Source organism: Mesorhizobium sp. ORS 3428, assembly GCF_001854785.1.
GTDB lineage: Bacteria > Pseudomonadota > Alphaproteobacteria > Rhizobiales > Rhizobiaceae > Mesorhizobium.
The window spans coordinates 53,171-75,751 of record NZ_MDFL01000115.1; the positions used below are offsets into that span (position 1 = coordinate 53,171).

The 22,581-nt window shown below is 64.0% G+C and carries 24 protein-coding genes; 12 read left to right on the forward strand and 12 right to left on the reverse strand.

What is annotated here, in order from left to right:
• Window positions 1-115 precede the first annotated feature (115 nt).
• Entirely contained in the window at window positions 116-550 is a 435-nt protein-coding gene (locus ORS3428_RS13330; RefSeq protein ID WP_071098376.1) for a MarR family winged helix-turn-helix transcriptional regulator, read from the forward strand.
• A gap of 130 nt (window positions 551-680) precedes the next feature.
• On the opposite strand, the gene ORS3428_RS13335 is transcribed toward ORS3428_RS13330, so the two are convergent.
• Complete coding sequence (locus tag ORS3428_RS13335) at window positions 681-2,750, reverse strand: putative bifunctional diguanylate cyclase/phosphodiesterase (protein WP_071098378.1); 2,070 nt, start codon at window positions 2,748-2,750, stop codon at window positions 681-683.
• A 300-nt stretch (window positions 2,751-3,050) separates the two neighbouring features.
• Between ORS3428_RS13335 and ORS3428_RS13340 the strand changes: the two genes are divergently transcribed.
• From ORS3428_RS13340 to tdh, 3 genes are read left to right on the forward strand one after another with little or no spacing between them, the layout of a single operon-like run.
• Entirely contained in the window at window positions 3,051-4,238 is a 1,188-nt protein-coding gene (locus ORS3428_RS13340) for a glycine C-acetyltransferase (protein ID WP_071098380.1), read from the forward strand.
• A gap of 27 nt (window positions 4,239-4,265) precedes the next feature.
• Window positions 4,266-4,709, forward strand: a complete 444-nt coding sequence (locus ORS3428_RS13345; protein ID WP_071098382.1) for an SRPBCC family protein — start codon at window positions 4,266-4,268, stop codon at window positions 4,707-4,709.
• Window positions 4,710-4,754: 45 nt separating this feature from the next.
• Entirely contained in the window at window positions 4,755-5,789 is a 1,035-nt protein-coding gene (gene tdh / locus ORS3428_RS13350; protein WP_071098385.1) for an L-threonine 3-dehydrogenase, read from the forward strand.
• Window positions 5,790-6,007: 218 nt separating this feature from the next.
• Here the strand turns inward: tdh and ORS3428_RS13355 are convergent, their stop codons facing one another.
• On the reverse strand, window positions 6,008-6,451 hold the full coding sequence (locus ORS3428_RS13355; protein ID WP_071099250.1) for a MarR family winged helix-turn-helix transcriptional regulator: 444 nt from the start codon (window positions 6,449-6,451) through the stop codon (window positions 6,008-6,010).
• Between the two features lie 138 nt (window positions 6,452-6,589).
• On the opposite strand from ORS3428_RS13355, the gene hmgA reads away from it, so the two are divergent.
• The 4 genes from hmgA to ORS3428_RS13375 are packed head-to-tail and all read left to right on the forward strand — an operon-like array spanning window position 6,590 to window position 10,373.
• A complete protein-coding gene (gene hmgA, locus ORS3428_RS13360) occupies window positions 6,590-7,903 on the forward strand; it encodes a homogentisate 1,2-dioxygenase (protein WP_071098387.1) in 1,314 nt (437 codons plus the stop codon).
• Entirely contained in the window at window positions 7,900-8,802 is a 903-nt protein-coding gene (locus ORS3428_RS13365; RefSeq protein WP_071098389.1) for an MBL fold metallo-hydrolase, read from the forward strand. Before hmgA ends, ORS3428_RS13365 begins: the two co-directional genes overlap by 4 nt.
• Window positions 8,799-9,812, forward strand: a complete 1,014-nt coding sequence (locus tag ORS3428_RS13370; protein WP_071098391.1) for a fumarylacetoacetate hydrolase family protein — start codon at window positions 8,799-8,801, stop codon at window positions 9,810-9,812. Before ORS3428_RS13365 ends, ORS3428_RS13370 begins: the two co-directional genes overlap by 4 nt.
• Before the next feature lie 24 nt (window positions 9,813-9,836).
• Window positions 9,837-10,373: a DinB family protein gene (locus ORS3428_RS13375; RefSeq protein WP_071098393.1), complete on the forward strand. Its 537-nt coding sequence runs from the start codon at window positions 9,837-9,839 to the stop codon at window positions 10,371-10,373.
• Between the two features lie 8 nt (window positions 10,374-10,381).
• Here ORS3428_RS13375 and ORS3428_RS31495 read toward each other — a convergent pair whose 3' ends face one another.
• Both ORS3428_RS31495 and hppD read right to left on the reverse strand, forming a co-directional pair.
• Window positions 10,382-10,567 (reverse strand): type II toxin-antitoxin system Phd/YefM family antitoxin, encoded by a 186-nt coding sequence (locus tag ORS3428_RS31495; RefSeq protein WP_083355147.1) that lies wholly within the window; start codon window positions 10,565-10,567, stop codon window positions 10,382-10,384.
• A 63-nt stretch (window positions 10,568-10,630) separates the two neighbouring features.
• Window positions 10,631-11,746, reverse strand: coding sequence for a 4-hydroxyphenylpyruvate dioxygenase (gene hppD, locus ORS3428_RS13380; protein ID WP_071098395.1), 1,116 nt, complete (start codon window positions 11,744-11,746; stop codon window positions 10,631-10,633).
• A gap of 137 nt (window positions 11,747-11,883) precedes the next feature.
• Between hppD and ORS3428_RS13385 the strand changes: the two genes are divergently transcribed.
• Window positions 11,884-12,351 (forward strand): Lrp/AsnC family transcriptional regulator, encoded by a 468-nt coding sequence (locus ORS3428_RS13385; protein ID WP_071098397.1) that lies wholly within the window; start codon window positions 11,884-11,886, stop codon window positions 12,349-12,351.
• Between the two features lie 243 nt (window positions 12,352-12,594).
• On the opposite strand, the gene ORS3428_RS13390 is transcribed toward ORS3428_RS13385, so the two are convergent.
• The 6 genes from ORS3428_RS13390 to aztA all read right to left on the reverse strand — a co-directional run bounded on the left by ORS3428_RS13390 (window position 12,595) and on the right by aztA (window position 16,679).
• Window positions 12,595-12,933: a TIGR01244 family sulfur transferase gene (locus ORS3428_RS13390; protein ID WP_071098401.1), complete on the reverse strand. Its 339-nt coding sequence runs from the start codon at window positions 12,931-12,933 to the stop codon at window positions 12,595-12,597.
• Between the two features lie 77 nt (window positions 12,934-13,010).
• Window positions 13,011-13,448: a DUF6691 family protein gene (locus ORS3428_RS13395; RefSeq protein WP_071098403.1), complete on the reverse strand. Its 438-nt coding sequence runs from the start codon at window positions 13,446-13,448 to the stop codon at window positions 13,011-13,013.
• A gap of 3 nt (window positions 13,449-13,451) precedes the next feature.
• Entirely contained in the window at window positions 13,452-13,874 is a 423-nt protein-coding gene (locus ORS3428_RS13400; protein ID WP_071098405.1) for a YeeE/YedE family protein, read from the reverse strand.
• 144 nt (window positions 13,875-14,018) lie between these two features.
• Complete coding sequence (gene aztC, locus ORS3428_RS13405) at window positions 14,019-14,945, reverse strand: zinc ABC transporter substrate-binding protein AztC (protein ID WP_071098407.1); 927 nt, start codon at window positions 14,943-14,945, stop codon at window positions 14,019-14,021.
• 28 nt (window positions 14,946-14,973) lie between these two features.
• Window positions 14,974-15,849 carry a zinc ABC transporter permease AztB gene (gene aztB / locus ORS3428_RS13410; RefSeq protein ID WP_071098409.1) on the reverse strand — a complete coding sequence of 292 codons (876 nt, stop codon included), beginning with the start codon at window positions 15,847-15,849 and terminating at the stop codon, window positions 14,974-14,976.
• Complete coding sequence (aztA, locus tag ORS3428_RS13415; protein ID WP_071098411.1) at window positions 15,849-16,679, reverse strand: zinc ABC transporter ATP-binding protein AztA; 831 nt, start codon at window positions 16,677-16,679, stop codon at window positions 15,849-15,851. The genes aztB and aztA overlap by 1 nt, the downstream gene beginning before the upstream one ends.
• A 229-nt stretch (window positions 16,680-16,908) precedes the next feature.
• Between aztA and ORS3428_RS13420 the strand changes: the two genes are divergently transcribed.
• On the forward strand, window positions 16,909-17,253 hold the full coding sequence (locus tag ORS3428_RS13420; protein WP_041000950.1) for a RidA family protein: 345 nt from the start codon (window positions 16,909-16,911) through the stop codon (window positions 17,251-17,253).
• A gap of 193 nt (window positions 17,254-17,446) precedes the next feature.
• Here the strand turns inward: ORS3428_RS13420 and hutC are convergent, their stop codons facing one another.
• A complete protein-coding gene (hutC, locus tag ORS3428_RS13425) occupies window positions 17,447-18,193 on the reverse strand; it encodes a histidine utilization repressor (RefSeq protein ID WP_071098413.1) in 747 nt (248 codons plus the stop codon).
• 5 nt (window positions 18,194-18,198) lie between these two features.
• The gene (locus ORS3428_RS13430; protein ID WP_071098415.1) at window positions 18,199-19,554 is read right to left on the reverse strand and encodes a formimidoylglutamate deiminase; all 1,356 of its coding nucleotides are present in this window, start codon (window positions 19,552-19,554) and stop codon (window positions 18,199-18,201) included.
• 99 nt (window positions 19,555-19,653) lie between these two features.
• Between ORS3428_RS13430 and hutI the strand changes: the two genes are divergently transcribed.
• The gene (hutI, locus tag ORS3428_RS13435; protein ID WP_172833686.1) at window positions 19,654-20,883 is read left to right on the forward strand and encodes an imidazolonepropionase; all 1,230 of its coding nucleotides are present in this window, start codon (window positions 19,654-19,656) and stop codon (window positions 20,881-20,883) included.
• Window positions 20,880-22,415, forward strand: coding sequence for a histidine ammonia-lyase (hutH, locus tag ORS3428_RS13440; protein ID WP_071098417.1), 1,536 nt, complete (start codon window positions 20,880-20,882; stop codon window positions 22,413-22,415). The genes hutI and hutH overlap by 4 nt, the downstream gene beginning before the upstream one ends.
• Window positions 22,416-22,581: the final 166 nt, after the last annotated feature.

A 22,581-nucleotide genomic window follows, 5' to 3' on the forward strand; every position in this document is an offset into this window, starting at 1 on the left:
GCCGGTCAATTGGTCCGGCGACACCATGAATAAAACAAAATTAGATATCTAATGGTTAGATGTCAATGCATCATGCGGAGTTTCGCCATTCCATTGCTTATTCTAGTGTCCGGCCATGACGCCGTTTGATCGCCCGCCCGTCGGAATGAACCTCGCCCGCACCTCCAAGCTGGTGGCGCAAGCCTTTGACGCTGCCTTGGTGGAGGCCGGCGGCACGCTCCCGGTCTGGGTTACTTTGCTCTCGGTCAAGTCGAAGGAACTAGCCAACCAGCGCGAGCTTGCCGGCATGATCGGCATCCAGGGCGCGACGCTGACGCATCATCTCAACGCCATGGAGGCGCAAGGGTTGCTGACGCGCCGCCGCGATCCGGAGAACCGCAGGGTCCACCAGGTGGCGCTGACCGAGGCCGGCGAAGCGCTGTTCGAGAGACTGCGCCTTGCGGCGATCGCCTTCGACAAGCGCTTGCGGGCCGGAATTGAGGATCAGAGGCTGGCCGAGTTCGCCGAGGTGCTTGCGGCGCTTCGTGCGAATGTCGGGGGGCAGCCCTAATGCATGTCGCCCAAAAGTGCGCAGCGGTTTTGGGGGAACGACATGCATCAAAACAAAGATTTAAAGCGCGTCGTCTGAATACGTTTCAGCGCGAGCGCTTTGAGGCCCGGTTAGGCGTGCTGCCGGCGCGTCAAGCCACACTGCCCTGCAGCACCGTCAGCTTCGCCTTCTTCGGGTTACGCGCCATCAGCCAGTCGCGCGCCTGGTCCTGCGGCATCGGGAACGCGATGGAATAGCCCTGCACCTGGTCGCAGCCGATGGACAGCAGCGAGTCGAGCTCAGCCTCGGTCTCCGCGCCCTCGGCGACGATCGAGATGCCGAGGCCGCGGGCAAGCTCGGTGATGGCGCGCACGATCTTGGTGTTGTCGCCGTTCTCGTTGATGTTCTGGACGAAACGGCGGTCGATCTTCAGCCGGTCGATCTCGTTCGGGTTGACGTGGCTGAGCGAGGCGTAGCCGGTGCCGAAATCGTCGAGCTCCAGATGCACGCCGGCGGCGCGGATATGCCTGAGCTTGGCGGCGATGCCGGTCTTCTCGTCGTCGAGGATGACGGATTCGACGATTTCCAGCGACAGCTTCTGCGGCGCGAGCCCGGCCCGTTCCAGCGTCGAGAACAGGAACGTGTCGAAATCCGGTTCGCGCAGCTCGGTGCCCGAGACATTGACGGCGATGCGCCCGAAATCGATGCCGGCGCGGTCCCATTCGGCCGCTTCGTTGATCGCCTTGGTGATGACGATGCGGCCGATATCCGGCATGAATCCGCATTTCTCGGCCACCGGGATGAACTCGCCGGGCGAGATCATGCCCCGAACGGCGTGCTTCCAGCGCACCAGCGCCTCGATGCCGCTGATCTTGCCGCTGGTGAGCGACACCTGCGGCTGGAAATAGACCTCGAACGTCTTGTCCGCGATCGCCGTGCGGATGTCCTGCTCGAGCTGCTTGCGATAGTCGAGCTCGCGCCGAAGCTCCTCGGAGAAGAAAGAGAAGCTGCCGCCACCCATCTTCTTGGCTGAATAGAGCGCCAGATCGGCATGGACGAGCAGGTCCTGCGCATTGTCGGCATCGACCGGGTAGACTGCGATGCCGGCACTGGCGCCCGGCATGATCGTCGCGCCCTGGAAGATGATCGGTTCGTTGATCTCACCCAGGATGCGCTTGGCCAGCGCATGGATGTCCTCGGTGGTGYCGGCGCCGTTGAGGATCATCACGAATTCGTCGCCGCCGAGACGGGCGCAAAAATCCGATGCGCGGCAGGAATCGCGCATGCGCTGGGCGGTGACGACAAGCACATAGTCGCCCGCCGCGTGCCCCAGAGTGTCGTTGATCTGCTTGAAGCGGTCGAGGTCGAGCTGGATCACCGCCAGCCGCTCGCGGCGGCGGTGCGCGCCCTTGATCAGCGTGTCGAAATGATCGGTGAGGAAGGTGCGGTTGTGCAGTCCGGTCAGTCCGTCATGTACGGCGATGAAGGCCATCGAGTTTCGGGCGTCGACCAGCTCATGCGTCTTGCGCAGGATGGCGTTGGACATCGGCCGGAAGATGAACAGCGCCACCAGCACGATGACGCCGATGGTGGCGAAGAACAGCGTGCGGTGCAGGTTGAGCATCTTGCTCGAACGCTCGTCGGCAAACGCGCTGATGCGCTGGCCGAGCGCGGCATAGCCGGACAAGGTTGAATTGGCGACAGAGGCGTCGAGGCCGACGCGCTCGCCGCTGCCCTTGTAGCCGTCGCTTTGCATGCCGAGCTGGGATTCGAAGGACGACACCAGCCTGTCGCCATTTGCGATCAGACCGACCGAGAAATAGTCGAGATGGAACGGCTTGCTGAACAGCACATATTCGATCGATTTCGGATCGTTGCGCGCCGGGGACTGCGGATCGGCGCCGGTCTCCTTCAGCAGCCTGTCGTAATTGGTCTCGAATTCGGACGTTGCCTGCTTGAGCGCGGTGACCAGCGCCGGCTGCTTGTCGCGCGGAGCCGAGCCGGTTGCGCCCGCCAGGAAGACGATGCGCTGCGACAGTGCCTTTTGCGTGGACACGATGTCGAGCAGCGCAYCATTGCGCTGTTGCTGTGCCATCAACTGCTGCAGAAGGATGAAGGACGCCATCACCATGGCGGCGATGATCAGGAGGGCCAGCCAGTAGCCGGCCTTGATCAGCAGAATCAGCTTGCGCGAAACGCTCTGCACCGGCTGCTGCGACATAACTGAGTGACCCCTCCGGTCGACGGATTCCTGCCATGAAATAGCGGCGGGAAAACCCTTGGCCTGAAAGGGTTAACAGCTTGGCAAGCAGGCGCGCCACTGGCCCCGGCGGCGCCACAAAGCTCGCAAGATGGTTATTGCGTCCTTTCGGGTATCATCGGCATTTGAATGCATCCTCGTCGCAATCCGCGGCGGGATTGCCGTGGGCTTTCGCAACGCCACAGAAGCGGTCGTTTTTGCGATGGATTTTTCTCATCCGCGGCGCGACAGTCCAACCTCGAACCGAACAGGGCCGCAACCATGAGCGCAGCATTCCTATCCCATATCGACAGCGAGCTTCAGGGCCTGAAATCGGCCGGTCTCTACAAGTCCGAGCGCGTCATCTCCTCGATGCAGTCGGCCGAGATCGAGGTTGCTGGCGAGAAGGTGCTGAATTTCTGCGCCAACAACTATCTCGGCCTGGCCGACAGCCCCGAACTTCGCGAAGCCGCCAAGCAGGCGCTCGACCGCTACGGCTACGGCATGGCCTCGGTGCGCTTCATCTGCGGCACGCAGGAGGAGCACAAGGCGCTGGAAGCCACCATCTCGTCCTTCCTCGGCATGGACGACACCGTCCTCTACGGCTCCTGCTTCGACGCCAATGGCGGCCTGTTCGAGACGCTGCTTGGCGAGGAGGACGCCGTCATCTCGGATGCGCTGAACCATGCCTCGATCATCGACGGCGTGCGGCTCTCCAAGGCGAAACGCTTCCGCTACGCCAACAACGACATGGCCGATCTCGAAGCGCGTCTGAAGGAGGCGAAGGACTGCCGTTTCCGGCTGATCGCCACCGACGGCGTCTTCTCGATGGACGGCATCATCGCCAACCTCAAGGGCGTCTGCGACCTTGCCGAGAAATACGACGCCATGGTCATGGTCGACGACAGCCATGCTGTGGGCTTCGTCGGCAAGAACGGCCGCGGCTCGGCCGAGCATTGCGGCGTCGAGGGCCGGGTCGACATCATCACCGGCACGCTCGGCAAGGCGCTGGGCGGCGCTTCCGGCGGCTATACATCGGGCAAAAGCCAAGTTGTCGACTGGCTGCGCCAGCGCTCGCGGCCCTATCTCTTCTCCAACACGCTGATGCCGGCGATCGCCGGCGCCTCGCTCAAGGTGTTCGAGCTGATCCGCAATGGCGGCGCGCTGCGCGAGCGCCTATATGCCAATGCGGAACGCTTCCGCTCCGAGATGGGCAAGCTCGGCTTCACGCTGGCGGGTGCCGATCACCCGATCATTCCGGTGATGCTGGGCGACGCGGCCTTGGCGCAGGAGATGGCGCAGCGCATGCTGAAGCGCGGCATCTACGTCATCGGCTTCTCCTTCCCGGTGGTGCCGAAGGGCCAGGCCCGCATCCGCACGCAGATGTCGGCCGCCCATTCCAGCGCCGATATCGATCGCGCCGTCGCGGCGTTCGGCGAGGTGGGAAGGGAACTGGGTGTAGTCGCTTGACGCTGCCGCGGGAAATCGAAGCGAGCCATGGCGATCGATGTGACGAGCAGTATCGAGATCTCCAGGCCGCGCGCGGACGTCGCCGCCTTCTCCGCCGACCCGGACAATGTTCCGCGCTGGTACGTCAACATCAAATCGGTGGAGTGGAAAACGCCGCGACCGGCCAGGGTGGGCTCGAGAATTGCCTTCGTGGCGCAGTTCCTCGGGCGGCGGCTTGTTTACACCTACGAAATTGTCGAACTCGTGCAGGGCGAACGGCTGGTAATGCGAACCGCCGAAGGGCCTTTTCCGATGGAGACGAGTTACACATGGCGKGATGCTGGCGAAGGCCGTACGCATATGGCGCTCAGGAATCGCGGCGCGCCAACCGGCTTTTCGCGTCTGGTCGCCCCATTCATGGCTTGGGCTGTCCGACGTTCGACCGACCGAGATTTGCAGCGATTGAAGAAAATCCTGGAGACGGCCGCCTGATGCAGCCGATCCATCAAGACAGGCAAGATTTTTGAGGAGCGTCTGATGTCCAACATGATGAAGGCGCTGGTGAAGGCCAAGGCCGAGCCCGGCATCTGGATGGAAGAGGTGCCGATCCCGGAGATCGGCCCCAACGACGTGCTGATCAAGGTCAGGAAGACCGCGATCTGCGGCACCGACGTCCATATCTACAACTGGGACCAGTGGGCGCAGAAGACCGTACCGGTGCCGATGGTGACGGGTCATGAGTTCGTGGGCACAGTCGCCGATTTCGGCGCGGCCGTCACCGAATACAAGGTCGGCCAGCGCGTCTCCGGCGAAGGCCACATCGTCTGCGGCCATTGCCGCAACTGCCGCGCGGGCAGGGGGCATCTTTGCCGCAACACGCTGGGCGTCGGCGTCAACCGTCCGGGCGCCTTCGGCGAGTACATGGTGATCCCGCAGCACAATGTCGTGCCGATCCCCGACGACGTGCCGGACGAGATCGCCGCCATCTTCGATCCACTGGGCAATGCGGTGCATACCGCACTGTCCTTCGATCTGGTCGGCGAGGACGTGCTGGTCACCGGCGCCGGGCCGATCGGCATCATGGGCGCGCTGGTGGCGCAATGCGTCGGCGCCCGCAAAGTCGTCATCACCGACATCAACCCGGTCCGGCTGGAACTGGCGCGCAAGCTCGGAGTCCAGTACGTTGTCGACGCGTCGAAGGAAAAGCTACGCGATGTCATGCCGAAGCTCGGCATGACCGAAGGCTTTGACGTCGGGCTTGAAATGTCGGGCGCCGCACCCGCCTTCCGCGACATGATCGACACCATGAACAATGGCGGCAAGATCRCCATCCTCGGCATCGCGCCGACCGGTTTCGAAATCGACTGGAACAAGGTCATCTTCAAGATGCTGCATCTGAAGGGCATCTACGGCCGCGAGATGTTCGAGACCTGGTACAAGATGATCGCCCTGGTGCAGGGCCCGCTCGATGTCTCGGGGTTGATCACGCATCGCATCGGCATCGATGATTTCCAGGTTGGATTCGACGCGATGCGGAGCGGCAATTCCGGCAAGGTGGTGATGGATTGGTAGGCACCTCGATAAAGAGGTAGAGTTCCTTCGCGCCCCCCTCTGTCCTGCCGGACATCTCCCCCACAAGGGGGRAGATCAGACGTCACGCCCGCTTTCGCAAATCTCCAACGTCGAAGGATGAGCGCTGGCGACCAAGCTGCCAATCTCCCCCCAAGAGGGGGAGATGTCCGGCAGGACAGAGGGGGGTGCTGTCCCGCCAGCGTGTCTGCGTTTCCGCTCTACTTCCTTTCCAAAGCGAGCTCCAGCGCCGCCACCCCCTTTACAATCGCCATACGTTCTTCCGCCCTAAGCCTCGCCAACAACTCCCGCTCAAAGGCCTTCGCCAGCGGTACCATCTCGCGATAGGCGGCGAGGCCCGCTTTGGTCAGTGTCAGGTGCTCGACGCGGCGGTCGTTCTCATCAGGCATGCGCGTCAGCCAGCGCCGTCGCTCGAGYTCGGCGACCGCGCGCGACACCTTGGTCTTGTGCATCGCCGACTGTTCGCCGAGCTCCGTCGCCGTCATCGTGCCGCGCTGGCCGAGGCCTGATAGCGTGCGCCATTCCGGCCGCGTCAGGCCGTGCCGCTCCTTGTAGATGCGCGAGAATTCGCGGCTGACGGTATCGGCCAGCCGGTAGAGCCGGTAGGGCAGGAAGCTTTCGAGCTCGAGGATTTCCGGTTCCATGGCGAACACCTGAAGACGCCGCAGCACGGCATTGATAGTTACATTTTCGATGGTTACAAATGAAACAAGTTTGGTCAACATCCCGGGAAGTCCTGTCCTTCGACATCGAAGGCGGCAGCCGGGACCAGGGAGGATCGAATGGCCTTTTCCTACATGCCGGGCTTCGGCAATGATTTCGAGACGGAGACGCTGCCCGGCTCGCTGCCGCAGGGCCGCAACTCGCCGCAGCGGCCGGCCTATGGCCTCTATGCCGAGCAGCTTTCCGGTTCGCCCTTCACCGCGCCGCGCGGCACCAACGAGCGCTCCTGGCTCTACCGCATCCGTCCGAGCGTCAGGCACACAGGCCGCTTCAAGGGGGCGAGCTATCCCATGTGGAAGACCGCGCCAAACATCGGCGACCATGAGCTGGCGCTCGGCCAGTATCGCTGGAGCCCGGTGCCGATGCCCGCCGAGCCGACCGACTTCATTTCCGGCATGCGCAGCATGACCACAGCCGGCGACGCGGTCGGCCAGTCCGGCATGGCCGCGCATGTCTATGTCGCCAACCGCTCGATGGTGGACGATCATTTCTTCAATGCCGACGGCGAACTGCTTATCGTGCCGCAAGTCGGCGCATTGCGCTTCGTGACCGAGATGGGCGTGATCGAGCTTCGGCCTGGCGAGATTGCGGTGCTGCCGCGCGGCCTCGTCTTCAAGGTCGAGCTCGCCGACAGGGAGGCGCGCGGCTATGTCTGCGAGAACTATGGCGCCAAGTTCACCATGCCGGACCGCGGCCCGATCGGCGCCAACTGCCTGGCCAACCCGCGCGACTTCAAGACGCCCTGCGCCTGGTTCGAGGACAAGGAAACGCCATGCCGGCTGATCGTCAAATGGTGCGGCTCTTTCCATGTCACCGAGATCGGCCATTCGCCGCTCGATGTCGTCGCCTGGCACGGCAACTACGCGCCCTATAAATACGATCTGGCGACCTTTTCGCCGGTCGGCGCCATCCTGTTCGACCACCCCGATCCGTCGATCTTCACGGTGCTGACGGCGCCGAGCGGCGAGGAGGGGACGGCCAATGTCGACTTCGTCATCTTCCCGCCGCGCTGGCTGGTGGCGGAAAACACCTTCCGTCCCCCCTGGTACCACCGCAACATCATGAGCGAGTTCATGGGCCTGATCCACGGCCAGTATGACGCCAAGGAGGAGGGATTCGTGCCCGGCGGCATCAGCCTGCACAACCAGATGCTGGCGCATGGGCCGGACGCCTCGGGCTTCGAGAAGGCGACGCGCGCCGACCTGAAGCCGGTCAAGCTCGACAACACTTTGGCCTTCATGTTCGAGACGCGCTTTCCGCAGATGCTGACGCGCTACGCCGCCGAGCTTGACACACGACAGGACAACTACATCGATTGCTGGGCCGACCTGAAGAAGCGCTTCAACGGCACGCCCGAGGGCGACTGGTCTTGAGCGGCGGGGAAACGTCCGAGTGCCTCGTCCTTCTCGGTTCCAAGGGCGGCCCGGCGGTCCGCCCCGGCGGGCCTTGGYCGAGTTCGTCGCTGCTCGATATCGGCGGGCGGGCGATCGTCATCGATTGCGGGCTGGGCGTCACACGCTTGCTCACCGATGCCGGAATCGGCCTCAAGGCGCTCGACCTGGTCTTCATCACGCATCTTCATTCGGACCACGTGTTGGAACTTGGGCCGCTGATCCACACCGCCTGGACGGCGGGACTGGCGTCGCCGGTGATGGTGTATGGACCGCCAGGCACCGGGAACTATTGGCAGCGCTTCTGCCAGGCGATGGAATTCGACATCGAGATCCGCATCGTCGACGAGGGCCGGCCGGACATCCGCGACCTGGTCTCGGTCGAGGAGTTCGGCGAAGGGCTGGTGCTGGAGCAGCGTGGTCTGATGGTGACGGCGCTGCGTGTAGACCATCCGCCGGTGACCGACTGCTTTGCGTTGCGCTTTGAGCATGGCGGCCGAAGCGTGGTGTTCTCGGCCGATACGGCGTTCTTCCCGCCGCTGGCCGAATTTGCGCGCGGCGCCGACATTCTCGTCCATGAGGCCATGCTGGAAGCGGGGATCGAGAGACTGGTCGCCAGGACCGGCAACGGCGCGCGGCTGCGCGAGCATCTCTTCGCCAGCCACAGCTTAGCCGAAGAGGCAGGCAGCATCGCCACCGATGCCGGCGTGAAGCGGTTGGTGCTCACCCATCTCATTCCGGCCGACGATCCGGCGATCGGCGAGGCCGACTGGATCGCTGCCGTCAGGAAAACATGGTCCGGCGACTTGACGATTGCCCGCGATGGCCTTGTTGTGGGGTTAAGCGGCGCAAAGGCCGCATCAGGAGAGGAAACCGCATGAAGCTTGCCACACTGAAGAACGAGACCCGCGACGGGAAGCTGGTCGTGGTCTCGCGCGATCTGACGCGGTTCACCGACGCTTCCTTCCTGGTGCCGACGCTGCAGGCGGCGCTCGACGACTGGCGGCGAATTGCGCCGCATCTGGCGGCAATGGCAGAGTCGCTCGAAACCAATGCCGTGCCTTCGGCCCGCTTCCATGAGCATGACGCGCATTCGCCCTTGCCGCGCGCCTATCAGTGGGCCGACGGCTCGGCCTATGTGAACCATGTCGAATTGGTGCGGAAGGCGCGCGGCGCCGATATGCCGGCGAGTTTTTGGACCGATCCGCTGATGTACCAGGGCGGCTCGGACGCCTTCATTGCGCCGCGCGATCCGATCCGCATGGCGGACGAGGCCCTCGGCATCGACATGGAAGCGGAAGTCGCCGTCATCGTCGACGACGTGCCGATGGGCGCCGGGCTGGACGAGGCAAGGGAAGCGATCCGGCTCGTCATGCTGGTCAACGATGTGACGCTGCGAGCCGTCACCGGGCCGGAACTGGCAAAAGGGTTTGGCTTCTTCCAATCGAAACCGTCATCCGCCTTCTCGCCGGTCGCGGTGACGCCGGACGAACTGGGTGACGCTTGGGACGGCGGCAAGGTCAACCTTGCGCTGCTGGTGGACCTCAATGGCAAGCCGTTTGGCCGGGCCAATGCCGGCATCGACATGACCTTTGACTTCCCGGCTCTGATCGTGCACGCCGCCAAAACCCGGCCGCTTGCCGCCGGCACTATCATCGGTTCCGGCACCGTCTCCAACAAGCTCAGCGGCGGGCCGGGCAGACCGGTGTCGGCGGGCGGCGCCGGCTATTCCTGCATCGCCGAACTGCGCATGATCGAGACGATCGAGAGCGGGGAGCCGAAGACGCCGTTCCTGCGCTTCGGCGACACGGTGCGCATCGAGATGAAGGACAAGGCCGGCCATTCGATCTTCGGCGCCATCGAGCAGAAGGTCGAGAAATACGAGAGGTGAGAGGGGAGAAAGGGACCTGACAAGGTGACCTTGCTCGAGCACCTGCGCCGCATGGCGCGCAACAATCTGTGGTCGAACGACCGGCTCTATCGCGCTGTGCTGGCGCTTCGGCCCGGTGAGTTCGAGGCCGAGCGCACCAGCTTCTTTCCGTCGATCAAGGAGACGCTCAACCATATCCTTGCGGTCGATCGCCTCTATCTCGATTTCCTGACGGATGGCGGCCTCGGCGCTGCCGCCTACGACACCTTCGTGCCGTTCGATCATGCTGCAAGCCTGGCGGCGGCGCAGGCCGATTTCGACCGCAAGCTCGTCGCTTTCTGTGATGYGCTCTCGGAAACGGATCTCGACCGGCGTATCATCACCGACCGTCGCGAGGACGGCCTGATCCCGGAAAGGATCGGCGACATCCTCGCCCATGTCTTCCTGCACGACATCCACCATCGCGGCCAGGTGCATGCGATGCTCTCCGGCACGTCGGTCGCGCCGCCGCAGCTCGACGAATTCCTGCTCGACTACGACCTGAAGCTCAGGAAGGAAGAGGTTGAGCGGTTGAGAATCTAATTGTCATCTTAGATACTCGGCCCATTCAGGGCCGAGTTGGCACCAATGCGTGGCAGAAGGTTTTCCTTCGCTGACGGCGGCAAGAGACGCGCAACGGCCTTGCCGCGCCGGGTGATTACGATCTGCTCACCGGCCTTCGCGCGCCTCACGAGCTCCGACAGTTTGGCCCTTGCTTCTGTTATAGAGACATTCACCGCTCGACCTCTGGTGACCGGAGCTTGGGTCAACGGCGATCGAACCGCAAATGAGCTTAGGCGTTACGCCGCCTTGTCGTCCACCTTCAGCACGCCGCGCTTGATCTGGTCCTRCTCGATCGACTCGAAGAGGGCGCGGAAATTGCCCTCGCCAAAACCTTCGTCGCCCTTCCGCTGGATGAACTCGAAGAAGATCGGCCCGATCACGGTTTTCGAAAAGATCTGCAGCAGGATCTTGGTCATGCCGCCGTCGACGACGCCTTCGCCGTCGATCAGAATGCCGTGCTTCTTCATCCGCTCGATTGGCTCGTCATGGCCGTGCACGCGCTCATGCGACATCTCGTAATAGGTGTCGGGCGGGCCGGGCATGAATTTCAGCCCGTTGGCGGCAAGCTTGTCGGTGGCGTCGTAGATCGCCTCGGTGCCGACGGCGATGTGCTGGATGCCCTCACCATTGTACTTCTTGAGGTACTCGGCGATCTGGCTTGTCTCGTCCTTGGACTCGTTGAGCGGAATGCGGATCTTGCCGCAGGGCGAGGTGATGGCGCGGCTGACCAGGCCCGTGATCCTGCCGTCGATGTCGAAATAGTGGATCTGCTTGAAGCCGAACAGGTCGCGATAGAAATCCCACCACTTGTCCATATTGCCGCGATAGACATTGTGGGTGAGGTGGTCGAGATAGTAGAAGCCGACGCCTTCTGGCTTCGGGTTGCGCTCGCCGAGCCACTCGAACTCGGCGTCATAGGCCGAGCCCTTGTCACCATAGGTTTCGATGAAATAGAGGAGCGACCCGCCGATGCCGACGATGGCCGGCCCGTCGAGCGTCTTGTCGGTGCCGTGATAGGGCATCGCGCCCTTGGATACGGCATGGTCGAAAGCGTGCTTGGCATCGACCACGCGCCACGCCATCGAGGCGGCGCAGGGGCCGTGCTTGTCGACGAACTTCATCGCATGCGAGCCGGGCTCGGCATTGACGACATAGTTGATGTCGCCCTGCCGCCAGACGGTGATGTCCTTGGTGCGGTGCTTGGCAACCGCGACATAGCCCATGCGGGTGAAGAGCTCGGCGAGCTTTGCCGGCTCGGGATGCGCGAACTCGACGAATTCGAAACCGTCGGTGCCGGCTGGGTTCGCCTTGCTGATCTTGGCAGGTGGTGCGTCGTGCGGGAAGGGGCCCATGGCGATCCTCCAAAAGCTGTTTTGGCCGCTCTCGGCCATTTTGCTCAGTATAGCTCCGGCCGGCCGCACGATGCTTGCATTCAAACGCTTGAAATGCTCGAATAATGCGTAAGTCATGCATATTGGGAGGAGAATCCATGGATGATGAGCGCCTCGATCAATTTGATCGCAAGATACTGGCGCTTTTGCAGGGCGATGCGCGGCTCACCAACAACGATCTTTCGGAGCGGGTGAACCTCTCGGCCTCGCAATGCTCGCGCCGCCGCCAGCGGCTTGAGGAGGACGGCTACATCACGGGATATCGCGCCGTGCTCGACCGCGATCGGCTGGGCTTCTCGCTGGTCAACGTCATCTCAGTGACCCTGGCCACGCACAATCGCGACAATGCCCGCCGCTTCGGCGAACTGGTGGCGCGGCTGCCGGAAGTGCAGGAGGCGCATGCGCTGACCGGCGAGATGGATTACGTCCTGAAGGTGGTGACGCCCGACCTCAAATCACTGTCGGAGTTCGTCAACGGCGTGCTGTTGCCGCATGAATCCGTGCAGCATGTGAAGACGGCGATCGTGCTGGAAACGCTGAAGGAGACCGGCGCGCTGCCGATTTAGCTAATCAGCTAGGCGATTTTGCTGGATATGTCGGAGGGACAGCACCCCCCCCTCTGGCCTGCCGGCCATCTCCCCCGCAAGGGGGAGATTGGGAGTTTCATCGACGGCGCCATTTCTGCAGCGTCGGCGTTTGGCGAAAGCCGTCGCGACATCCGATCTCCCCCCTTGTGGGGGAGATGTCCGGTAGGACAGAGGGGGGCGCGAAGGATCGCAAACCTTGCGGAATTGGCTTATCGCGCGCCCTTAGCCCCTCTGCTGCAGAACCAGCCCATAAAGATTGGTGCAGCGGGCACCTGAACGGCAATAGGCAAACACCGGCCCTTCGAGCGCATCGAGCGCCTCGGCCTGGTCGGCGACATTGTCCATCGTGATCTGGCCGCTGATGACCGGGATRTAGCGGAAGGCAAGCCCGGCTGCTTCGGCCGCTGCCTTGACGCTGTCGGCCGAGGGCTGGCCCGGCTGCTCGTTGTCCGGGCGGTTGCAGATTACGCTTCTGAAGCCGGCCTCCTTGATGGCGGCGATGTCATCGGGCTGGATCTGGCCGGAGACCGAGTAATCGTCGCTGATCTGGCGATATTCCATGATGTTGTCCTCGCATTCTGGTCGCCGGCAGTTCTGCCACTCTCCGACCGGTCCGGCAACTGCCGCTGCCGTTGGTTCTACACTGCGGCCGGCTGAATGAGCCGGGTCCTGGTGAAGCGGGCCACGACGATGCCGGCGATAACCGCCGCGATAAAGATCGGTGTCGTCGAATAGCCGAGGCCAAGCGCCGGGATCGAGCCGCCGGGGCAAAAGCCGGCAATGCCCCAGCCGATGCCAAAGACGGCGGCGCCGCAGACCAGTTGCCAGTCGATGGCGCGTTCGGTCGGCAGCGCAAAGGCGCTCTCATAGACCGGCGCCTCGCGCCGGCCGAACACGAAACGGTAACCGGTGAAGGCGACCGCCAGGCCTCCCGCCATCACGAAGATCAGGCTGGGGTCCCAGGTTCCGGCGATGTCGAAGAAATTCAGCACCTTCGCCGGATTGATCATGCCGGAGACGGCGATGCCGAGGCCAAAAATGCCGCCGATCAGGAAGGCTGAGACGAGTTTGTTCATGGATCAGCCTCCAATCACATGGCGAATGATGAAGACGGTTGCGAAAGCGCTGGCCATGAAGGTGGCGACCGCGACGAACGACCGCGGCGACAATCGCGCGATGCCGCAAATGCCGTGCCCGCTCGGGCAGCCGCCGCCGAAATGCACGCCGATACCGACCAAGAAGCCACCGACGGCGAGGGCCAGCGTCGGTACCGGTACACTGAACTGGATTTGCTTGCCGGCAAGCATCATCAGCAAAGGCGAGGCGATCGCGCCGGCGATAAAGGCGGCGCGCCACTGCCAGTCGGAGGGCAGCGGTGGAATGATGCCGGTCAGGATCCCCGTCATGCCGGCAATGCGGCCGTGCAGAGCCATCAGCAACACCGCCGACAGGCCGATAAAGGCGCCGCCAAGCAAGGACTGGAAAGGCGTGAACTCAGTCATGAAAGACCTGCCTGCGTCGGGTTCGATCGGAAGGTTACACCACCCAGCAGATAGGCATTTTTTCTCGAAAATCCAGCCGGTTATTGGTCCGGCTGAATGTGGCGCCATAGGCCGTTCCGCAACACGGGGCTGAGGGCGGCGAGCTCAACTGCCGAGTATCGCGCCTTTGATCTGCGTGATGTTGTTGCGCATCATGTCGATATAGGTCGAGGCAGGGCCGTCGGACCCGGACAGCGCATCCGAATAGAGCGTGCCGCCGACCTTGATGCCGGTTTCCCCGGCGATCTGCTCGATCAGCCGCGGATTGGTGATGTTCTCGATGAAGATCGCCGCCGCCTTGTCCTGCTTCACCTGTTCGACCAGCCGGGCAACGTCGGCGGCCGAAGGCTCGGAGTCGGTCGCGATGCCTTGCGGCGCCAGGAAGGTCAGGCCGTATTCGTGCTCGAAATAGCCGAAGGCGTCATGTGAGGTGATGACGACGCGCTTCTCCGGTGGGATCGACTGGATCGCCACCTTCACTTCGCCTTCCAGCGCATCGAGCTTTTGGGTGTAGGCGGCGGCGTTGGCCTTGTAGCTGTCGCAGCCCGCGCTGTCGGCCGCGCAGAAGGCGTCGGCGATATTCTTCACATAGACCTTGGCATTGGAAATCGACTGGAAGGCATGCGGGTCGGTGACGGTCTTGCCGCCTGCGGTCGCATCCGCATCGGCGAATTCCTGCTTGAAGTCGATCGGCGTCACCCCCTTGGTCAAGGTAACGATCGAAGCCTTGGTTGCGCTGGCATCGACCAGGCGCTGCAGAAACCCTTCGAAATGCAGTCCGTTCACCAGCACGACGTCCGCGCCCGCCATCGCCACCGCATCGGCCGGGCTCGGCTCATAGACATGTGCGTCGCCATCCGGCCCGACAATGGTGGTGATGTTGACGCGGTCGCCACCGACATTTTTGGCGAAGTCGGCAATCACCGTGAAGCTCGCCACCACCTTGAGCGGCGCCGCGAAGGCCGATGAGGTCGCAAAGGCGCTTAATGTTATAACGCTCATCACCAGGGCGGCACGGAAGGACTTCAGCATTGGGTTGGTCTCCTTGCTTGGAATTTGATCAGGCGGTCCGATGGCGGTGGTGCACGATACGGGCGCGCAGCGCGCCGCGCGAGCCGAACACAATCGAGAAGAAATAGACGACGCCGGCCGCAAGGATGATTGCCGGGCCGGACGGCAGCGACGCGTGATAGGACAGAAGCAGGCCGGCAATGCAGGAGCCGAAGCCGATCAGCACGGCAAGCGCGCACATCGGCTCGACGCGCACCGTCCAGAAGCGGGCGGAAGCGGCCGGCAGCATCATCAGCCCGACCGACAGCRGCGTGCCGAGCGCCTGGAAGCCGCCGACGAGGTTGAGCACGACAAGCCCGAGAAAGATGAAATGCACCGGGCTGCCCATACGGCTCACCGAGCGTAGGAACAGCGGATCGAGGCATTCGGCGACCAGCGCGCGCCAGAAGATAGCGAGGCTGACGAGCGTCACCGCTACTATGCCGCCGATCAGCGAGAGCGCCTCGTTGTTGAGCGCCAGCACCGTACCGAAGAGCACATGCATGAGGTCGACGCTGGAGCCGCGGATCGACACCATCAGCACGCCGACGGCGAGCGAGATGAGATAAAAGGCCGCCATCGAGGCGTCCTCGCGCTGGATGGTGAAGCGCGAGACCGCACCGGCGCCGAGCGCGACGATGATGCCGGCGATCAGGCCGCCGACCGTCATCGGCAGGATTTCGAGGCCGTAGAGCAGGAAGCCGGCGGCGGCCCCCGGCAGGATCGCATGCGCCATCGCATCGCCCGACAGGCTCATGCGCCGCAGCATCAGGAAGACGCCGACCGGGCAGGCGCCGAGCGACAGCATCAGCGAGCCGAACAGCGCCCGCTGCATGAAAGCGAAATCGGCGAATGGCGCGATGAAAAACCCGTAGAGGAAATCCATCACGCTGCCCTCGGTCCGGATCCGTGATCGTGGTGGTGATCATGCGCGGGGGTATGGCCATCATGCCCATGCGCATGATCGTGGCCGTGATCGTGCTCGCCCGGCTCGCACCAAGGCGCATTCTCTTCCCAGGCCTCGTGAAAGCGCCTGGCCTTGAGCAGGTTTTCCGGCCGCAGCGTCTCGCGCGTCTCGCCCCAGGCGACGGGCTGACGCGCAAGCAGCAGCGTTTCCGGGAAGTTCTGCCGCACCAGGTCGAGGTCGTGAACCACGACCATGATCGTGCGCTCCTCGCCATGCCAGCGCTTTATGAGCTTGATGAGGTCGCCGACGGTCTTGGCGTCGACCGCATTGAACGGCTCGTCGAGCAGGATAAGGTCGGCGTCCTGCAACAGCACGCGGGCAAACAGCGTGCGCTGCAACTGGCCGCCGGAGAGCGTGTCGATCGGCCGCGTCTCGAAACCGCCGAGTCCGACCGCCATCAGCGCCTTGCTGACGGACTCGCGGTCCTCTTTGGTGTAGCGCGCAAGCATGCCGCGCTTCGGCCAGAGACCCAGCGAGACAAGGTCGACCACCCGCGCCGGAAAAGTGCGGTCGAGTTCCGACTGCTGCGGCAGATAGGCGGTGCGCACGCCGGGTGCGCGGATCACCGCGCCCTCCATCGGCTTCAGCACGCCGACGATGCCCTTCATCAGCGTCGACTTGCCCGAGCCGTTGGAGCCGACCACCGCCGTCAGCGAGCCTTTTCGGACAGTGCCGTCGAGATGGTGGACGGCCGGATGGCTGTTGTAGCCCAGCGTCAGGTCGCGGAATGTCAGGCAGGCATCGGTCATCGGACGTTCCGGGTCGGCAGCAAATCTCAGGGGCCCTGTCGATATGTGATGTTATTACATTAGTCAACAATCCGGCCCGGCGAAAATGTCTCACGGCCGGTCAACTCCCCGTGTGCCAAAAAAGGGCGGACGTGCCGGACAATTGGCTCAATTGGTTTCGCGCCCGCGGCCTTGCCCACGGCAGGCGCGGACTCTAAAGAAGCGCGACCCTCAAGAGAAGGAACCTCCCATGAGCATTCGTCGCATCGATGTCGGCCCGCGCATGAGCCAGATCGTCATCCACGGCAACACCGTCTATCTGGCCGGCCAGGTCGGCGAGCCCGGCGGCAACGTCGCCTCGCAGACCCGCGACATCCTGAAGACCATCGACGAATTGCTGGCCAAAGCCGGTACCGACAAGACCAAGATCGTGCAGGCGATCATCTGGCTGGCCGACATGGGCACCTTTGCCGAGATGAATTCGGAATGGGACAAGTGGGTGCCGCAGGGCCACACCCCGGCCCGCGCCACCGGCGAAGCCAAGCTCGCCGGCCCGGAATATCTCGTCGAGATCATTGTCACGGCGGCGCTTTAAGGCGCGGCGCCGGAACTGCCAATCTCCCCCCTTGTGGGGGAGATGCCCGGCAGGGCAGAGGGGGGCGCTGTCCCGCCGGCCTCTCAGCAAATGGGTATATCTTCAAGAATACGGCTGGCAAATTTCAAACTGAGCGCTCTACGGCGCCCCCCTCTGGCCTGCCGGCCATCTCCCCCACGAGGGGGGAGATCAGCTACCCCTGCGAGGGCGTGAACCTTGCCACCAGCGTGTGGCTTTCCGCCGGATAGACGAAGCGCACATGGGTCACCGGATGCTCTGCGCTCCAGGTGCGGCGCTCGACCACCAGGCAGGGGGCGCCGGTGTCGATGTCGAGACTGTCGGCGATGTGGTCGTCCGCGGCCATGGCGCGGATGCGGTGCTCGGCCTCGCTCCACGGCACGCGGCCGATCAGCCAGGGGCCGGGCGCGATCTCGAAAAACTCTTCCTCGCCGGCCCCGGCCACGGCTGAAAGATTGATCAGCCGCTGCTCGAGCGCGAATGGGCGCTCGCCGGCAAAATGCAGGCTTTCCAGCCAAAGGACCGGACCCGGTGCGGAAAGCCCGAGCAGCGCGCGGTCCTCGGCGCTGCCGCGCCGCTTCAGGCGTTCCAGCCGCTCATAGCGATAGGGCAGGCCGAGCGCTTCGACCTCGATCCTGATGTCGTGCAGCTCCAGCACCGCCGCCTGCGATTGCGGCTGGCGCACGAAGCTGCCCGAACGGCGGCGGCGTTCGATCAGTCCCGACTTGGCGAGCTGCGACAGCGCCTTGTTCACCGTCATGCGCGAGCATTTGTATTCCGCCGTCAGCTCATGCTCGAAGGGAATGCGATGGCCGGGCGCCCAGGCGCCGGACAGGATTTTTTCGCGGATGTCGGAGAGGATGCGCTGGTGCAGCGAGAGGGTCTCGCTGTCCTCCATCTCGGTTGCTTCGGTCATGCTCATTGGGATCAGCCTTCCGAAAGCGCCGTCATCACTTTGCGAAATCGTTCGGCGACAGCTTCACGTTTGGCATGCCTGCCGCCGCTGACCTGCTTTTTCCCATGAACCCAGACGCAATCGACCTTGCCGCCATTGGCGAAAATCCAGGCGTCGAGGATCGCGTCGCCCGCCTTGCAGGCAAGCGAGGGGTGCGCGGCATCGAGCGAGACGAAATCGGCCGGACCGCCGACGCCAATATGAGACGGCCATGCGCCGAGCGCCTGGCTGCCCCCGTCGAGTGCGGCATCGAACAGCGCGCGCCCGGTGGAGCCGCCGGCGCGGGCCAGCACGTTGCGGGCGCGGTGGGCGAGGCGCTGCGAATATTCGAGCTGCCGAAGCTCATCGGGGAGGCCGATCAGCACATTGGAATCCGAACCGACGCCGAAGCGGCCGCCATGCTCGAGGAACAGCGGCGCGGCGAAAGTGCCGTCGCCGAGATTGGCTTCGGTGACCGGGCAGAGCCCGGCGATCGCGCCGCTCTTTGCCATGGCGATCGTCTCGGCCTCGGTCATATGCGTGGCGTGGATCAGGCACCAGCGCTTGTCGACTGATGYCTTGCCGAGCAGGAATTCCACCGGCCGCGCGCCCGACCAGGCGATGCAGTCCTCCACCTCCTTCACCTGCTCGGCGACATGGATGTGGATCGGGCCGTCCGGCGCCATCGCCGCCACCGCGTTGAGCTCGTCCGGTCTTGCCGCACGCAGGCTGTGCGGCGCTACGCCGACGACGGCCTGTTCAAGCGAACGAATGCTTTCACGGCTTTTCTCAAGCAAGCGCCCGAACCGCTCAACATCATTGATGAATCGGCGCTGGCCCTCACTGGGTGCTGTGCCGCCGAACGACGAATGAGCGTAGAAGACCGGCAGCAGCGTCAGCCCGATGCCTGCGGCTCCGGCGGCCGCCGCGATCCGCTCCGCCATCTCGGCGATGTTGGCGTAAGGCTTTCCGTCGCGATCGTGATGCAGATAGTGGAATTCGCCGACGCGCGAGAAGCCGGCCTCCAGCATCTCGACATAAAGCTGCGTCGCAACCGCCTCGACCTGGTCCGGCGTCATCGACAGCGCGAAGCGGTACATCACCTCGCGCCAGCTCCAGAAACTGTCGGCGGACGGGCCGCGCAATTCGGCGAGCCCGGYCATGCCGCGTTGGAAGGCATGGCTGTGCAGATTGGGCATGCCGGGAAGGAGAATCGCATGGCGCTCGTCGCCGGCCTGCGGCGAGGCGCCGGGCTCGACCGTGGTGATGCGGCCGCCGTCGAACTCGATCCTCACATTGCCTTGCCAGCCCTCCGGCAGCAGCGCCTGTCCCGCAAAGATCGCCGTCACATCAAAACTCCCGAATCTGAGTGCCCGAGCGACATTAACACTTGCGTCGCGTTTCAATATGTATATACATAATTGTCATCCTTTCAAATGGAAAAGATGATGGGTGGAGCAAACGGGAAGAGCGGCCTTCGTCTCTGGCGCAATGCGCGCCTGGCGACCATGGCCGAAAGCGCGGCCGGACTGGGCATCGTCGAAAAGGGCGCGATCGCTGCGCGCGATGGGCTGATCGTATATACCGGCGCGGAATCCGACATGCCGGCATCCGTGGGGCAGGGTGCCGAGATCGTCGATTGCGAGGGCCGCTGGATCACGCCCGGCCTGATCGACTGCCACACCCATCTTGTCTATGCCGGCAACCGCGCCAATGAATTCGAGATGCGGCTGGCCGGCGCCACCTATGAAGAGGTGGCCCGCGCTGGGGGCGGCATCGTCTCCTCCGTCAGATCGCTGCGTGCCGCCGGCGAGGATCAACTCGTCGTCGAGACGCTGCCGCGCCTCGACGCGCTGTTGGCCGAAGGCGTCACCACCGTCGAGGTCAAATCCGGCTACGGCCTCGACCTCGATAATGAAAAGAAGTCATTGCGCGCTGCCCGCCGCTTGGACAGGGAACGGAAGATAACGGTCAGCACCACCTGTCTCGCCGCCCACGCGCTGCCGCCGGAAGCCAAGGGTGACAAGGACGCGTTCATCGATCTCGTCGCCGGCACGATCCTGCCGGCGGTTGCCGCTGACGGCCTCGCCGATGCCGTCGACGGCTTTTGCGAGGGCATCGCCTTCTCGCCGGAGCAGATCGCGCGCGTCTTCGACAAGGCGAAGGCGCTCGGCCTGCCGGTCAAGCTTCACGCCGACCAGTTGTCGAACCTGCATGGCGCGGCACTTGCCGCACGTTATGGCGCGCTGTCGGCCGACCATCTCGAGTATACGGACGACGAAGGTGCCTCGGCCATGGCCAAGTCAGGCACCGTCGCGACGATCCTGCCCGGCGCCTACTACTTCATTCGCGAGACGAAGAAGCCGCCGGTCGAGCTGTTCCGCCGGCATGGCGTGAAGATGGCCGTCGCCACCGACAGCAATCCCGGCACCYCGCCGCTCACCTCGCTGCTGCTCACCATGAACATGGCCGCGACGCTGTTCGGTCTGACCGTCGACGAATGCCTCGCCGGCGTCACCCGCGAGGCCGCGCGTGCGCTGGGACTCCTCGACAAGACCGGCACGCTGGAGGCCGGCAAATCGGCCGACCTTGCCATCTGGGACATCGAGCGCCCGGCCGAACTCGTCTACCGCATGGGCTTCAACCCGCTCCATGCCCGTATCTGGAGAGGACAATGACCGAACTGATCCTGAAGCCCGGCAGCGCAACGCTAGCCGACTGGCGTGCCATCTATCGCGGCGCCGTTCCTAAGCTCGACGATGCCTGCCGGCCGAAGATCATGGCCAGCGCCGAGGCGGTCGCGCGCATCCTCGCCAAGGGCGAGCCGGTCTATGGCATCAACACCGGCTTCGGCAAATTGGCGAGCGTCCGCATTCCGGCAAGCGACCTCGAAACGCTCCAGCGCAACATCGTGCTTTCCCATGCCGCGGGTGTCGGCGAGCCAATGCCGGTCGCGGTGGTGCGACTGATGATGGCGCTGAAGCTGGCGAGCCTCGCCCAGGGTGCCTCCGGCGTGCGCGCCGAGACGATCGACCTGCTTCAGGGCATGCTCGCCAACGACGTCATTCCGGTGGTGCCGGCGCAAGGATCGGTCGGCGCCTCCGGCGATCTCGCGCCGCTTTCCCACATGACGGCCGTCATGATCGGCGTCGGCGAATGCTTTACGCCGCATGGCCGATTCCCGGCCAAGGTCGCCTTTGTCTCGCATGGGCTGGAGCCGGTCACGCTCGGCGCCAAGGAAGGGCTGGCGCTGCTCAACGGCACGCAGTTCTCGACGGCCTTCGCGCTCGCCGGCCTGTTCGAGGCCGAGACGCTCTACCAGTCGGCGCTGGTCGCCGGCGCGCTGTCGACCGATGCCGCCCGCGGCTCCGACGCGCCTTTCGACCCGCGCATCCATCTGCTGCGGAAACATCGCGGCCAGATCGAGACGGCCGATGCGCTGCGCGATCTGATGGCCGGCAGCGCCATCCGAGAATCGCACCGCGTCGGCGACGAGCGCGTGCAGGACCCCTACTGCCTGCGCTGCCAGCCGCAGGTGATGGGGGCCGCACTCGATGTGCTGCGCAAGGCGGCCGACACGCTGGAGACCGAGGCCAACGGCGTTACCGACAATCCGCTGATCTTCGCCGAGGACGACACCGCGCTTTCGGGCGGCAATTTCCACGCCGAGCCAGTGGCTTTCGCCGCCGACATGATCGCGCTTGCCGTCTGCGAGATCGGCTCGCTGTCGGAACGGCGCATCGCCATGCTGGTCGATCCGGCGCTCTCCGGCATGCCGGCTTTCCTGACGCCGAAGCCGGGCCTGAATTCCGGCTTCATGATCCCGCAGGTCACGGCTGCCGCGCTTGTTTCGGAAAACAAGCAGAAGGCCTATCCGGCGAGCGTCGATTCGATCCCGACTTCGGCCAACCAGGAAGACCATGTCTCGATGGCCGCGCATGGCGCGCGCCGGCTGCTTTCCATGATCGAGAATGCCACCGCCGTCATCGGCATCGAGTTGCTCGCGGCGGCGCAAGGCTGCGATTTCCACGCGCCGCTGGCGTCGAGCGAAGCGCTGGAAGCCGTGCGCAAGCTGGTCCGGTCGGAAGTGCCGCATCTCGACAACGACCGGCATTTCCATCCCGACATGGAAAAGGCGATCGCCCTGGTGCGCAGCGGTGCCGCGGTGAAGGCGGCAGGTGCCGTGGCACTGCCGGGGATTGCGTCGTGAGGGAGCTTGTTGTGACAGGTCGAGTTCCTTCGCGCTCCCCTCTGGCCTGCCGGACATCTCCCCCACAAGGGGGGAGATCAGACGTCACACCGACTTTCGCCAATCTCCAACGCTGCAGGATTGAGCGAGGCGCCGAAGCTGCTGATCTCCCCCCAAGCGGGAGAGA